Consider the following 12,878-nt stretch of genomic DNA (forward strand, 5'->3'; position numbering starts at 1 on the left):
TCGATGCGGACGGGTGCGGAACCCGGCGAACGGATCGCAGGCTGACGTTCCAAGCCTTCAGGCCGCCACGCCGGTCCCGATCGGGCAGGCCACGCCGGTTCCGCCCAGGCCGCAATAGCCCGCCGGGTTCTTGGCGAGGTACTGCTGGTGATAGCCTTCCGCGAAGTAGAAGGTCTGGCCGGAGACGATCTCGGTGGTGATGTCCGGGAAGCCCCGGGCCTTCAGCGCCGCGGCGTAGGCCGAGCGGACGGCCTTGGCCGTCGCCTCCTGCGCGGGATCGGTGAGGTAGATGCCGGAACGGTACTGCGTGCCGACGTCGTTGCCCTGGCGGTAGCCCTGCGTCGGGTCGTGGCTCTCGAAGAAGGTCTTGAGCACGGCGTCCAGCGGCAGCACCATCGGGTCGAAGGCCACCAGCACGACCTCGTTGTGCCCGGTGCGGCCGGAGCACACCTCCTCGTAGGTCGGGTTCGGGGTGAAGCCGCCTTGGTAGCCTACCGCCGTGACGAACACGCCCTCGGGCAGCTGCCAGAACTTGCGCTCGGCGCCCCAGAAGCAGCCGAAGCCGAGGCCGATCGTCTCGATGCCCGGCGGATACGGGCCCTTCAGCGGGTTGCCGCTGACGAAGTGGGTCTCGGCGGTCGGCAGCGGATCGGGGCGGCCGGGCAGGGCGTCGGCCGGGCTCGGCATCTCGGCCTTCTTGCGGAACAGGTGCAGCATCGGGCGTCCTTCGGGCAGGGTCGGATGATGCCCGTATATGGGGTCGCCTGCCCGGTTCATGAAGCGGACGCCGTCAGGAGCGCGTGAGGAACCCGATCGGTTCGCGCGCCGGCTGGCCGAGCCAGAGCAGCACCGCGCCGAGGCCGAGACCGAGCAGCGAGGCCGGCGCCAGCGTCAGCGGCAGCACCGCGAGGTTCCACAGCCACGGGGCGACGCCCTCGACCGCACCCTGAAGCGCGTTCGCCTTGTCCTTGAACAGGGTGAACAGCAGCTCGCTCAGCGGTGTGATCCGCAGGCCGTTGTTCGCGACCGAGCGCGCCCCGTCGTAGACCAGGGCGACGAAGCCGCCGGCCAGCAGCACGAAGCCGAGGAAGCGCAGGAGAAAACGGAACATCGCGGGGTCTCGGGAGCACGCTTGTCGGCCGGTCCTGAGGGGGTTACGAGCCCCGCCCGCGCCGCGCAAGCGGTTGCCGCGCCCGCGCCCGCCGTGCCACAGGGGCGATCCCGGCGACAGGAACCGACCTTCCGTGAGCATAAGCCTACAGGCCCCGGCGCCGGCCCTCGTGATCTTCGATTGCGACGGCGTTCTGGTCGACAGCGAGCCCCTGAGCCTCGCCTGCCTCACCGCCGGGCTCAACCGCATCGGCGTCGCCATCGACGTCGAGACCGTGCGGGCGCGCTTCGCCGGCACCTCCATGACCTCGATCATGGGCCACGTCGAACGCGACTACGGCGTGACGGCTCCCGAGGGCTTCGTCGCGGCGGTGAAGGCCGAGACCCTGGCGATCTTCGACGCGGAGCTACAGGCCATGGCCGGGATCGCCGACGCCGTCGCGGCCCTGTCGCTGCCGACCTGCGTCGCCTCGAGCAGCGATCCCGTGCGGCTGCGCCACTCGCTCGGCCTCACCGGCCTGCTGCCGCTGTTCGAGGGGCGGATCTACTCGGCTGTCGAGGTCGCCCGCGGAAAGCCGTTCCCCGACCTGTTCCTGCACGCCGCCGCGCGGATGGGGTTCTCCCCCGACGCCTGCCTGGTCATCGAGGACAGCGTGCCCGGCGTCACCGCAGCGCGGGCCGCCGGGATGCGGGTGCTGGGCTTCGCCGGCGGCGGCCATTGGGGCCACGACCGCGACGGCGCCGACCTGCTGGCGGCCGGCGCCGCCCGGGTCTACCGCGACCACCGCGACCTCTCCGCGCTCCTGGCCGCGCTTCCGGCCGAGACCCTTGCTGCGACCTCCGCGCAGGCCTGAGGCAGGATCGGGCTGCCGGTGCGGGCGGCGACGCGCGTTTTTTGCCCGAAACCTTCGGAAAAACGGAAACGGCTTCCTTTGACGCGGAGGCCTGCAATGTCCATCTTAGTCAGGCAGGGCGATGCCAAGCATCGCCGGCCGCGGTGATTTGAAGAGCCTCGCTTGCGCCGCGTCATCAAACGCTAAAGCACTGCCGGACAACGCCGTCCGGCGGTCCTTCATCGTCAGGAGGGCTTTTTCGTGATCCGATACGCTTCGAAGTCCGCTCTCCCCCTGCAGGGTGCGATGCCCCGCCGTCGCTGTCGCGGCTGACGCACGCGCCGACGGACGATCCGACCGCCCTGCAACGCCGGCCCACGAACGGCCCCGGGAGAATTCCATGCCTCAGCTTCATCCGGCCGCGCAGGCCGCGCCGCCGCACGATCTTTTCGCCGACCATTTGGCCCAACGCGCCCGCAACCGCCTGCACGCGGAGCCGCCGCCGACCCGGATCATCGAAGTCGGCGAGATCGCCGCCGGCATCGCCGTACCTGAGCCCGGCGGCGTGCGCTTCTTCTCCTCGGCCCGTGCCTTCGACGACCTCGACGGCACGGTCTTCCGCAGCACCGAGCAGGCAGCCCGCGCCGCCCGCGAGCGCTTCCGGGCCCGCACCACGCGGACGGCGGCGGGGTTAGGGCAGGGCGGCGGGAGGCTGGCCGCCGTCTAAGGGACCGGGTTTTTTCACCCCCGAAGACACGCGATCCTTGAGGTTGCCGCGCACCCCTCACCCCGCACGCGGGGAGAGAGATCTTCCGACGTCTTCGTCGGCGAAGCGATGCGGCAGCCGGCGGTGAGGGGGAATCGACAGACGAGCCTCCTTCGTCGACTCCCCCTCACCGCCGCTTCGGCTTCGCCTCCGCTTCCTGCAGGCACGACGAGGTGCCTGCAGGCCTCTCCCCGCCCGCGGGGAGAGGGGGGCCGCACCCGACGCACCGGGATCAGGCAGGCATGACGGCACGGGCGCCGGCAAGCCGGGTCCCGCTCCTACTTGCACTCCTCGCGCGTGCGCTTCATCGCCTCGCCGAAGCCGGCCAGCGCGTACTCGTCGCTGGTCGGCTTGCCGCGCATCGAGACGGTCTTGACCAGGAGCTTGGGCACCCGGCCGCTCATCTCGGTGACGACGCGGGTTTCCTCGGAAGGGTTCTGCAGCCAGGCGTTGCCGTCCTTGACCACGAGCCCGTAGCGGGCGCTGCCCAGGGTGATCGCCGGGTCGGTGGGGGCGGCTGCCGCACCGGGCTTGGCCTGCGCCGCGGCGGGCTTGGAGGGAAAGCCCAGCATCACCGCGATCTCGTTCTGGACGTTCTCGCCCTTGCGCACGGTGACGAAGAGGTAGGCGGTGTCGCGCTTGAGAGTGGCGGGCGAGCGGGTCTGCGGCTGCGCGATCGCATAGCACAGGCGGGTCCTTCCCTGGCCGCTGGCGAACACGTTCCAATCGCCGAAGATCGCCACCGGCGTCGCCTGCTGCATGCCGGGCGGCGTCGGCGCAGCCTTGCCCGGCGTCGCCTTGGCCGTCCGATCGCGGCCGCCTCGACGGCGGCGGCTCGGCGTGGCTGCCTCGGGGGCTTCGGCCTCCTGCGCGGAGGCGGAGGCGATCCCGAGGGTCCGGCCACCGCCGGCAGGCAGGAGGGCCGCCAGCGCGAGGGCGCCGAACGGAAGCAGGCAAAGGGCAAATCGCATCATCACGTCCCGGTCAGCGTGTCGGCGCGGCCCGCACGCCGAAGCCTCGGCCGGTGCGAAGCCGGCACCGGCCTCAGGAAGTCATGAAGCTTGGGCGACGGTTGGGCAAGATGGCGGCGACCTGCATGCCGGCGACCTGCATGCCGGCGACCTGCCGCCGTCAGCCGGCGTGGATCTCGGTGGCGGCGTTCTGGGCCGCCATCGCCGCCACCGGCAGAGCCGGAACCTCGTCGAGGTCGATCCGCACCGGGGGGGGCGGCGCAGTCGGGGCAGGCGCGGGTTTGGGCTGCGGATCGTTGTAGGGCGTGTTGTAGCCCTTGCGCACGGCGGCCCAGTAGGCGTCGCGCGACAGGCCGGAGCCGACGAGCGCCGCATCGATCATCGCGGTGGCGGTGGCGGCGAGCGCCGGAGTCTCCTCCGGCTTCGTCCAACTCTCGACGGGCATGCTGCGGTCTCCGATGCGCTCGCGCCGGTGTAGCAGAGCTTACCTAGCTGGACCGTGAACGCACGAACCCGGCTTTCGGTTGCTCTGCACCATTTTCAGGCAACCGGCTCCGCGAGCCGTGCGAGCCAGCCCTCGGCCTGCGCGCGGACGTTGGCCGGCGCGGTGCCGCCGAAGCTGACCCGGCTCGCCACCGAGTTCTCGACGCCCAGCACCGCGTAGACGGCTTGCGTGATCCGCGGCTCGGCCTCCTGCATCTCGGGCAGCGACAGCGCCTCCAGCCCGACGCCCTTGCCCGAGGCGACGCCGACGAGGCGGCCGGTGACGTGGTGCGCCTGCCGGAACGGCAGGCCGAGCTCCCGCACCAGCCAGTCGGCGAGGTCCGTCGCGGTGCTGTAGCCGGAGCCGGCGGCGCGGGCGAGCACGCCCGCGTTCGGCTCGAGGTCGCGGACCATGCCGGTCATCGCGGCAAGGCACAGCGACAGCGCCTGCAGCGCGTCGAAGGTGCCTTCCTTGTCCTCCTGCATGTCCTTCGAATAGGCCAGCGGCAGGCCCTTCATCACGGTGAGCAAGCCCATCAGGGCGCCGACGATGCGCCCGCTCTTGGCCCGCACCAGCTCCGCCGCGTCGGGGTTGCGCTTCTGCGGCATGATCGAGGAGCCGGTGGTATAGCCGTCCGACAGCCTGACGAAGTCGAACTGCGCCGAGGTCCACACCACCAGCTCCTCGGCGAAGCGCGACAGGTGGATCGCGCAGATCGAGGCGGCCGAGAGCGATTCCAGGGCGAAGTCGCGGTCGGCGACGGAGTCGAGCGAGTTCGCCGTCGGGCGGTCGAAGCCCAGCGCCGCGGCCGTGGCGTGCCGGTCGATCGGGAACGAGGTGCCGGCGAGGGCGGCGGCCCCCAGCGGGCACTCGTTGAGCCGGGCGCGCGCGTCGCGGAAGCGGCCGCGGTCGCGCGCCAGCATCTCGACGTAGGCGAGGCAATGGTGCCCGAAGGTGACCGGCTGGGCCGATTGCAGGTGGGTGAATCCCGGCATCACGGTGCCGGCATGCGCCAACGCCTTCTCGGCCAGCGCCTGCTGCAGCCCGGCGGCCTGCGCGTCGAGGTTGTCGAGGGTGTCGCGCACCCACAGCTTCATATCGGTGGCGACCTGGTCGTTGCGCGAGCGCGCGGTGTGCAGGCGCCCGGCCGACGGGCCGACGATCTCGGTGAGCCGGCTCTCCACCGACATGTGGATGTCCTCGAGCTCACGCCGGAACACGAAGGTGCCGGCCTCGATCTCGGACTGGACCGCCTTGAGTCCGTCTTGAATGGCCGCCACATCGTCGGCCGGCAGGATGCCTTGGGCGCCCAGCATCGCGACGTGCGCCAGCGAGCCGCGGATGTCCTGGGGCGCGAGGCGCTTGTCGAATCCGATGGAGGCGTTGATCTCCTCCATGATCTCGGCGGGGCCGCTCGCGAAGCGTCCGCCCCACATCCGGTTGCTCATGGTCTTCCCGATCCTTCCGCTCGCGCAAGAGCGTTTCGTGTGGTGGCATTTCCTTGACGCGAGCCGGCATCCACCGCGCTCGAAATGCTCTTAGGGACGCAACGATGATGCCTGGACGATTGATGGGCGCCGCGGTCGGCGCCGGCCTCGTCACCGCGTTGGCTGCCGGCCTCGCCCTATACGGGACCGGTGCGGGGCCGGGCAACGCCCCGGCGCCCTGCGCCGCCTCGGCCGCCGCCGTGGCGCGGGTCGACGCCGCCGCCCGCGGCGACGTGGCGGCGATGCAGGCGCCCGAGAAGGCGCGACAGGCGCCGGACATCGCGTTCAAGGGCCCGGGCAAGGAGGTGGGGGGCGAAGGAGCCCAGGCGGACGTGCGGCTTTCGGACTTCCGCGGCCGTCTCGTCCTCGTGAACCTGTGGGCGACGTGGTGCGCGCCGTGCAAGGCCGAGATGCCGGCCCTCGACCGGCTCGAGGCCGCCCTCGGGGGCAAGGACTTCGCCGTCGTCGCGATCAACCTCGATACGCGCAACCTCGACAAGCCGCCGGTCTGGATGCGGGACAACGGCATCGCGCGCCTGGCCTACTATGCCGACCCGGGCGGGCGCGTCCTGCCGGCGGTGCAGCGCGACACCGGCTCGCCCGGCCTGCCGACGACGCTGCTCGTCGACCCCGCCGGCTGCACGATCGGATTGATGAAGGGGCCGGCCGAATGGTCGAGCCCGGACGGGCTGGCGCTGATCCGCGCCGCGCTCGGCCGCACGTCATGAACCGGTCCACGCCCTGAACCCGGCGGCATGTTCTGCACACGGCGGCATGTCCGGAACCTGGCGTCACGTCCCGAACCGGTCGAGGAACCGGTGACCACGTTCGCAGGCACCGATGTCCACGCGCCCTGCCGACGTCCATAACACCTTGGAACGAGACGCGAAGTCCGGGTCCGGCAGACGAATCGCAGCGATGTCCGATTGCCTGACGCGTAAGTCTGCGGCATAGCCTGGCTATAGCCGAGGTTGGGCCATGATCTTCGTCACGGATGCCGTAGGAAAGATGGTCTATCTCAGTCAGGAATGGACGGTTCTGACTGGTCAACAGCTTGAAGACGTCTCCCAACGTGGCTGGAGCAAGGTCATCCATCCGGACGACCTCGCGATCGTGGGCACCGTGGTGGCCGAGGCGACCGTCGCGCGGAGCGAGTTCACCGTGCGCTACCGCCTGCTCTCGCCGGACGGGCGGGCGATCTGGGTCGCGGCCGGCGCGGTGCCGTCCTTCGGGCCGCCGGAGCGGACCTTCCTCGGATTCCTCGGCTCGATCAGCCTGCTCGCGGCCCCCCCGCCGAAGGGCACCGCGAGCGGTGCGCTCGGTCGCTTCAGCCGTCCGTCGCCGGTGGCGGAATCCGAGCCGCGCTCGGTCCTGGAGCTGGTCGCCGACCACCTGATCACGGCGCACGCGCTGATCATGCAGGACGGCGGCACCTGCGCCTTGGCGGCGGTCGAGGTCGCGCTGCACGAGATCGGGCGCGAGCTCGCACGCGTATCCGAGACCGCGCAGGACGGCTCGAACCTGCACTGAGCGTTTATCGCCCGCGGCGGATGCCGGTGCGCGTCAGGAAAATGGTCTTGTCCGCGCCGCGGTCTCCTTACGCCTCCGTGTCGGCGTCGAGGTCGCGCCCGCGGGTCTCGTGCATCATCCAGGCGGCGATCGTGCCGAGCACGCTGAAGCCGACGAGGTAGTAGGCGGGCGCCAGCGGGTCGCCGGTGATCGCAATCAGCTTGTTGACGACGTAGTTCGTGCTGCCGCCGAAGATCGACACCGAGAAGGCGTAGACGATCGACAGCCCGGCGCTGCGCACCGCCCGCGGCAGCGATTCGGGGATCGCGACGATGATTGCCGCCGCGTTGATCGAGGACAGGGCCGACATCAGGAACGTCACCGCGTAGACCGAGGCCGCGGTCGGCGACTGCGCCAGCCACCAGAAGGTGGGCACGGCCAGCACCACGATCGCGGCGCGGGGCCAGACCAGCACCGGCCGCCGGCCGAAGCGGTCGGCGAGCCAGCCGCCCAGCAGCGGGAACACCACCGAGGCGAGGCCGAGTGCGATCGGCACCGCGGTCGAGACGGTCTCGGTGAGGCCGAGGGTGGCGCGGGCGTAGACCGGCATGTTGGTGCCGATGGCGTTCGAGACCGTCGAGGCGGCGATGACCACGAAGGTCAGGAGCAGCAGGCGCCCGTGCTCGCGCAGCAGCCGCATCACCACCGCGCCGGTGGAGGCCGCCGCCGCCGGGTCTTCGCCCTCGCCCGCCGTCTCGGGCAGGTGGCTGCGGATGACGAGGCCGACCGGGACGACGCCGACGCCGAGCAGGAACATGATGCGCCAGCCCCACTCCGCCATCGCCGCCTCGCCGAGGAAGAACGTGAGCGCGGTGGCGACGACGCCGGCGAACAGCGCGGCGCAGCCCTGGCTGGCGATCTGCCAGCTCGCCACGAAGCCGCGGTGCTTCGGCGGCGCCGCCTCCAGCAGGTAGGCGGTGGAGGGGCCGACCTCGCCGCCCAGCGCGAGCCCCTGGATCAGCCGCCCGACGATGACGATGACCTGCGCCCAACCCCCCAGCGTCGCGTAAGAGGGCGCCAGCGCCAGCATCAGCATGCCGACCGCCATCAGCGCGATGGTGATGAGCATGGCGGGCTTTCGGCCCGCCCGGTCGGCGAAGGCGCCGATGACGATGCCGCCGATCGGCCGCATCACGTAGCCGATGCCGAACAGGGCGAGCGAGGCGAGCAGGCTGTCGGTGGCGTTGGCGGAGGGGAAGAACGCCGCGCCGATCGGAACGGCGAAGAAAACGTAGAGCGTGAAGTCGTAGAATTCGAGCGCGTTGCCGAGGACCACGGCGCCGACCGCCTTTCGGTGCAGGGCCGGATGCTCCGGTGTCGTCGTTGCGGTCATCGCGCGTCCTTGCGTCATCCGTTCTGGCATAGCCGGCCCGGGCCGGGATCGCCACCGGCGGGGTCGCCCGCGAGGGCGAAGGCGAGCGCGAGGGAGGGTGCGAAGGGTTGCCCGCGGGCGCAAAGCCGGGCACCCCCGGCGCCATGACGAAGCCGCGCCCCCTTTCCGCGATCCGTAACGCGCTCGCCAGCGAGGCGGCCGGAGGCCTCGTGCTGATGGCGGCCGCCGCCTGCGCGCTCGTCGTCGCCAACACCGGCCTCGCCGAGACCTACGCCCACGCGCTGCACGCACCGCTCGGTCCGTTGAGCGTGCAGCACTGGATCAACGACGGCCTGATGGCGGTGTTCTTTCTGCTCGTCGGCCTGGAGATCAAGCGCGAGGCCCTGGACGGCCGCCTGCGGACCTGGCCCGACCGGGCGCTGCCCGGCATCGCGGCGATCGGCGGCATGGCGGTGCCGGCCCTTGTCTACCTCGCCTTCAACGCGGGCACCGGGACGGCGCGGGGCTGGGCGATCCCGGCGGCCACCGACATCGCCTTCGCGCTGGGCGTCCTGGCGCTGCTGGGTAAGCGCGTGCCGGTGTCGCTGAAGATCCTGCTCAGCGCGGTGGCGATCGTCGACGACCTCGGCGCCGTGGTGATTATCGCGCTGGTCTACACCGGCGGCCTCGACCCGACGATGCTCGGCCTCGCCGCCTTGGTGCTGGCGATCCTCGTCGGCCTGAACCGCGCCGGCGTCGCCGCGCTCACACCCTACCTGTTGCTCGGCCTCGTGCTCTGGGTGCTGGTGCTGCGCTCCGGGGTCCACGCCACGGTGGCCGGCGTGCTCCTGGCGATGACCATCCCGATCCGCCCGAGCCCGGGCCGGCCGGAGGACGCGACCTCGCCGCTGCACCGGCTGGAGCACGCGATCACCCCCTTCGTCGCCTTCGGGATCGTGCCGCTCTTCGGCTTCGCCAACGCCGGGGTGCCCCTGCTCGGCCTGTCCCCGGGGGCGCTCCTCGACCCGGTGACGCTCGGCGTCGCGGGCGGGCTGTTCGTCGGCAAGCAGGTGGGCGTCTTCGCCGCCCTGCGCCTCGCCGTCTCCCTTGGGCTGGCGCACCGGCCCGGCGGGGCGACGTGGCGCCAGGTCTACGGCGTCGCGGTGCTCTGCGGCATCGGCTTCACCATGAGCCTGTTCATCGGCGCGCTCGCCTTCACCGACGCCGCCCACGAGACGGAGGTGAAGCTCGGGGTTCTCGTCGGTTCCCTGCTCTCCGGGCTGGCGGGCGCCGCGATCCTTGGATCTGCCGCCCCGCGGGGCCCGGCGCGGGCCTGAATCCCGGCGGCCGTGAGCCGGCTGCGGAATTCGAAAGAATGGCCTTGCCAGTCCGGCCCGGACGGGTCTAGCCTCTCCTCATGGCTACGCGGCTTCCTCTCCAGAGGCCCCGGCGCCGGATCGAGACGAAGAGGAGGTCTGCCATGCATGCAAGCCCGACCCACGTCCATTCCGCCGACACCGGTGCCGGTGACCAGGACGATCCGCCGAGCGTCCACCGACAGGGATAGAGGTTTTCGGGAGGGTTTTAGGCGCCCGACCCCACGGCCCTGAGCGCCCTGGGACGAACGCCGGACACCAACCCTCGAACCCGGGAACGTGGCCCCTGCCACCGGCCCGTCGGCGAAAGCCGACGGGCTTTTTCGTTGCAGCCATCCGGCCGCTGACGCAGCGCAGCACCAGGCGCGCGGGCCGTCGCAATCGTATCCAAAATTACTTAGGTATCCGCCCCTGGCTGCTCTTGCGCGAGGGTGACGAAGCGGTAACGTCGAGCATCGATACACGAGGAGAGAATCACCGCGGAAGCAGATCGACGGCTCACGAGACGATCAACGCAGCACAGGATGGCCCCCATGCCCGAGACGATTCGCGTCAAGCCCACCCACGACGGCACCTATACGGTCTATCGCGGGTCCACTGCCTTGATCTCAGGCCTCACGCGCCTCCAGGCCGAACGCTACGAGGCCAGCATCGGCGACCGTCGGCTCTCCGGGCTCCTCGCCGCCTCCGCCTGATCCGAGCGTCGGCCCGGCCGCCTCGCGCACCGGGTCGCCCGATCGAAGCGTCAGCCCAGCGTCAGCGGGCCAAGGTCCGTCACGGTCCCGCCCGCTCCGATCCCACGCTGCGTCGCCGACACGACGTGGCGCCCCCCGTTCTCCGAGAACGCGTACAGGATGTAGGCCGCCCGCCGCGCGGCTTCCGAGCCGTGCCCGCCCGCATGCGCGCCGGGCCGGGCCGAGGCGGATGCGCCGCCGACCACCGGGATCGCCCGCCCGTCCGGTCCCGGCAGGTGGGCGACGCTCGCCACGTGGTTGTGCCCGTGCAGGACGAGGTCGGCGCCGACGCGGCCGAGCATCGCGCTGAACAGGGCGGCGTCGCGCAGGTCGCGGCCCGGGCTCGCCCCGCCGGGATGGGGCGGATGATGGATCATCACCACGCGGGCCGGCCGCGACGGGTCTGTCGCCAGCGTCCGCAACAACGATTCGGCCGCCGCGATCTGGCGTGGCCCGAGTCGGCCGGTGGCGACGAACGGCACGGTCGGGATCGCGCTCGACAGTCCGACCAGCGCCAGCGGCCCGCGCCGGCGCAGGTACGGAAACGTGCCGCCTCCGCCGGCGTCGTCCGCGGTCCAGGCGCCGCAGGCCGCGAGCAGCCCTTCGAGCGAGCCGCGCACGTAGGCGTCGTGGTTGCCGGGCACGAAGCTGACCGCCTCCGGCGTGCCGAGCGCCTCCAGGAAGATGCGCGCGGTGTCCCACTCGCTCGGCAGGCCGATGTTGCACAGGTCGCCGGTGCAGGCGACGTGATCCGGCGCCTGCAGCCTCAGGTCCGCGACCAAGGCAGCCAGCGTTTCCATGTCGTGGCTGCGCGAGCGCCCGCGGCGCCAGTTCGCGTAGCCCGTCGCGCGCTTGCCGAAGAGCTGGTGCAGGCGCGGCCGCGGCAGCGGGCCGACATGCGGGTCTGTGAGGTGGGCGAGGCGGAAGGACACCGGGCCATCGCATCGCGGTTGGGGCCGGCCGCGTCAAGCGAGGCGCCGTGCCCGAGGGGCCGGCGTGGGGCGGACGTCAGGTCAGCGCCACCAAGCCGACGCCGAAGATCATCAGGCCCGCCCCGAGGACACGCCACAGGCTCGCCGGATGGACCTGGAAGCCGATCCAGCCGTAATGGTCGAGGACGATCGAGGCGGCGACGCCCACCGTCACGACGATCCCGAGGAAGGACGCGGCCCCGAGGGAAGGGGCGGCATAGAGCTGGGCCAGGATCAGCAGGACGCTGAGACAGCCGCCGAGCCAGCCCCACCAGGGCACCTCGGCCATCTGCTGCCAGCTCGGCACGCCGAGCTTGCCGAAGGCGAGGCCGCCCAGCAGCATGAAGCCGGTGCTGACGAAGAGGATCACCACCGCCGCCGTGACCGGAAGCCCGAAGGACTTCGACAGGGCCGCGTTCTGTCCCGGCTGGACCGCATTCGCGAGCCCGGCGAGGATCGTCAGTCCGTAAAGATACCACATGACTCAAGGTATCGGCGGCGGCACGGCTCAGTTTCGCCGATCCCGAAGCCTGCGACGAAGTGGTGAGCGCCTCGATCGCGGGGAATGGGCGCGCACCCGCCTCACGCGCTGCCGATCAGCACCCCCACTGCCAGCACCAGCGCGCCGCCGAGCACGATCTGCAGCACCGCCCGGCCGAACGGGGTCGCCATGTAGCGGGTGCGGATCGCGGCGATGACCACCAGTTCGATCGCCACCACCAGCACCGCGAGGCCGGTGGCCAGCGCGAAGGCGTTCGGCCAGTGGCCCGGGATCGTGTAGGGCAGGGTGTGGCCAAGCCCCCCGAGCGCGGTCGCCGCGCCGCAGACGAGGCCGCGCATCCACGGACTGCCCCGCCCGGTGATGCGCCCGTCGTCGGAGAGCGCCTCGGTGAAGCCCATGCTGATCCCGGCCCCGAGGGAGGCCGCGAGCCCGACGAGGAAGGTCGCGCCGTTGCTGTGCGTGGCGAAGGCGGCGGCGAAGATCGGCGCCAACGTCGAGACCGATCCGTCGATCAGCCCGGCGAGACCCGGCTGCACGTAGGCCAGCACGAAGGCGCGGTGGGTGTCGTCGCCGGGTGCGGCTGCGTCGGTGTCGCCGTGGAGGACCGCTTCCATGATCGTCATCCTGTCTGGATCGATTCCAATCTACATATTGGAATCGATCCAAACAAGCCGGAAGAGCGCGGTTTCGCGGTGTCTTTGGACACGCGGCGCGGCTCAAGCGGCCCGAACCGCTCCGGGTCTCGGTTGCGCAGGCTGCGACG

General features: G+C 71.4%; 14 protein-coding genes and 1 pseudogene. 6 read left to right on the plus strand and 9 right to left on the minus strand.

Annotated elements, in window-relative coordinates; all coding sequences use genetic code 11:
* Window positions 1-57: 57 nt before the first annotated feature.
* Window positions 58-714: a peptide-methionine (S)-S-oxide reductase MsrA gene (gene msrA / locus FV234_RS02385; protein ID WP_147762493.1), complete on the minus strand. Its 657-nt coding sequence runs from the start codon at window positions 712-714 to the stop codon at window positions 58-60.
* 76 nt (window positions 715-790) lie between these two features.
* Window positions 791-1,111 (minus strand): PetM family of cytochrome b6f complex subunit 7, encoded by a 321-nt coding sequence (locus tag FV234_RS02390; protein WP_147752432.1) that lies wholly within the window; start codon window positions 1,109-1,111, stop codon window positions 791-793.
* Window positions 1,112-1,244: 133 nt separating this feature from the next.
* On the opposite strand from FV234_RS02390, the gene FV234_RS02395 reads away from it, so the two are divergent.
* Window positions 1,245-1,964: an HAD family hydrolase gene (locus FV234_RS02395; RefSeq protein ID WP_238271130.1), complete on the plus strand. Its 720-nt coding sequence runs from the start codon at window positions 1,245-1,247 to the stop codon at window positions 1,962-1,964.
* Window positions 1,965-2,343: 379 nt separating this feature from the next.
* On the plus strand, window positions 2,344-2,670 hold the full coding sequence (locus FV234_RS02400; RefSeq protein WP_238271128.1) for a hypothetical protein: 327 nt from the start codon (window positions 2,344-2,346) through the stop codon (window positions 2,668-2,670).
* A gap of 317 nt (window positions 2,671-2,987) precedes the next feature.
* Here the strand turns inward: FV234_RS02400 and FV234_RS02410 are convergent, their stop codons facing one another.
* The 3 genes from FV234_RS02410 to argH all read right to left on the minus strand — a co-directional run bounded on the left by FV234_RS02410 (window position 2,988) and on the right by argH (window position 5,612).
* Entirely contained in the window at window positions 2,988-3,683 is a 696-nt protein-coding gene (locus FV234_RS02410; protein WP_147752433.1) for an invasion associated locus b family protein, read from the minus strand.
* Window positions 3,684-3,840: 157 nt separating this feature from the next.
* Entirely contained in the window at window positions 3,841-4,125 is a 285-nt protein-coding gene (locus tag FV234_RS02415; protein WP_147752434.1) for a hypothetical protein, read from the minus strand.
* A 95-nt stretch (window positions 4,126-4,220) separates the two neighbouring features.
* Window positions 4,221-5,612 carry an argininosuccinate lyase gene (gene argH / locus FV234_RS02420; RefSeq protein ID WP_147762457.1) on the minus strand — a complete coding sequence of 464 codons (1,392 nt, stop codon included), beginning with the start codon at window positions 5,610-5,612 and terminating at the stop codon, window positions 4,221-4,223.
* Between the two features lie 107 nt (window positions 5,613-5,719).
* Between argH and FV234_RS02425 the strand changes: the two genes are divergently transcribed.
* Both FV234_RS02425 and FV234_RS02430 read left to right on the plus strand, forming a co-directional pair.
* Complete coding sequence (locus tag FV234_RS02425; protein WP_147828036.1) at window positions 5,720-6,379, plus strand: TlpA disulfide reductase family protein; 660 nt, start codon at window positions 5,720-5,722, stop codon at window positions 6,377-6,379.
* A 250-nt stretch (window positions 6,380-6,629) separates the two neighbouring features.
* Window positions 6,630-7,181, plus strand: coding sequence for a PAS domain-containing protein (locus FV234_RS02430; protein ID WP_147750693.1), 552 nt, complete (start codon window positions 6,630-6,632; stop codon window positions 7,179-7,181).
* Between the two features lie 67 nt (window positions 7,182-7,248).
* On the opposite strand, the gene FV234_RS02435 is transcribed toward FV234_RS02430, so the two are convergent.
* The gene (locus FV234_RS02435; protein WP_147827980.1) at window positions 7,249-8,553 is read right to left on the minus strand and encodes an MFS transporter; all 1,305 of its coding nucleotides are present in this window, start codon (window positions 8,551-8,553) and stop codon (window positions 7,249-7,251) included.
* A gap of 143 nt (window positions 8,554-8,696) precedes the next feature.
* Between FV234_RS02435 and nhaA the strand changes: the two genes are divergently transcribed.
* Entirely contained in the window at window positions 8,697-9,869 is a 1,173-nt protein-coding gene (gene nhaA / locus FV234_RS02440) for a Na+/H+ antiporter NhaA (RefSeq protein WP_147762497.1), read from the plus strand.
* 572 nt (window positions 9,870-10,441) lie between these two features.
* Complete coding sequence (locus FV234_RS26030; protein ID WP_187273555.1) at window positions 10,442-10,603, plus strand: hypothetical protein; 162 nt, start codon at window positions 10,442-10,444, stop codon at window positions 10,601-10,603.
* Between the two features lie 50 nt (window positions 10,604-10,653).
* Here the strand turns inward: FV234_RS26030 and FV234_RS02445 are convergent, their stop codons facing one another.
* From FV234_RS02445 to FV234_RS02455, 3 genes and pseudogenes are all read right to left on the minus strand, one after another.
* Window positions 10,654-11,574, minus strand: coding sequence for a metallophosphoesterase (locus tag FV234_RS02445; protein WP_147762459.1), 921 nt, complete (start codon window positions 11,572-11,574; stop codon window positions 10,654-10,656).
* A gap of 76 nt (window positions 11,575-11,650) precedes the next feature.
* Entirely contained in the window at window positions 11,651-12,094 is a 444-nt protein-coding gene (locus FV234_RS02450; RefSeq protein ID WP_147750696.1) for a DMT family transporter, read from the minus strand.
* Window positions 12,095-12,195: 101 nt separating this feature from the next.
* Window positions 12,196-12,666: pseudogene (locus tag FV234_RS02455) on the minus strand (VIT family protein); the annotation flags it as partial.
* Window positions 12,667-12,878 lie beyond the last annotated feature (212 nt).

The sequence above is a fragment of the Methylobacterium sp. WL8 genome (assembly GCF_008040045.1).
GTDB classification, from domain to species: Bacteria; Pseudomonadota; Alphaproteobacteria; order Rhizobiales; family Beijerinckiaceae; genus Methylobacterium; species Methylobacterium cerastii.

Bases quoted from the DNA above. Each gene is read 5' to 3' on its own strand.
- nhaA (WP_147762497.1), top strand. From the start codon at position 8,697: ATGACGAAGCCGCGCCCCCTTTCCGCGATCCGTAACGCGCTCGCCAGC.
- FV234_RS02390 (WP_147752432.1), bottom strand. From the start codon at position 1,111: ATGTTCCGTTTTCTCCTGCGCTTCCTCGGCTTCGTGCTGCTGGCCGGC.
- FV234_RS02400 (WP_238271128.1), top strand. From the start codon at position 2,344: ATGCCTCAGCTTCATCCGGCCGCGCAGGCCGCGCCGCCGCACGATCTT.
- FV234_RS02450 (WP_147750696.1), bottom strand. From the start codon at position 12,094: ATGTGGTATCTTTACGGACTGACGATCCTCGCCGGGCTCGCGAATGCG.
- FV234_RS26030 (WP_187273555.1), top strand. From the start codon at position 10,442: ATGCCCGAGACGATTCGCGTCAAGCCCACCCACGACGGCACCTATACG.
- FV234_RS02410 (WP_147752433.1), bottom strand. From the start codon at position 3,683: ATGATGCGATTTGCCCTTTGCCTGCTTCCGTTCGGCGCCCTCGCGCTG.
- FV234_RS02425 (WP_147828036.1), top strand. From the start codon at position 5,720: ATGCCTGGACGATTGATGGGCGCCGCGGTCGGCGCCGGCCTCGTCACC.
- argH (WP_147762457.1), bottom strand. From the start codon at position 5,612: ATGAGCAACCGGATGTGGGGCGGACGCTTCGCGAGCGGCCCCGCCGAG.
- FV234_RS02435 (WP_147827980.1), bottom strand. From the start codon at position 8,553: ATGACCGCAACGACGACACCGGAGCATCCGGCCCTGCACCGAAAGGCG.
- FV234_RS02430 (WP_147750693.1), top strand. From the start codon at position 6,630: ATGATCTTCGTCACGGATGCCGTAGGAAAGATGGTCTATCTCAGTCAG.
- FV234_RS02415 (WP_147752434.1), bottom strand. From the start codon at position 4,125: ATGCCCGTCGAGAGTTGGACGAAGCCGGAGGAGACTCCGGCGCTCGCC.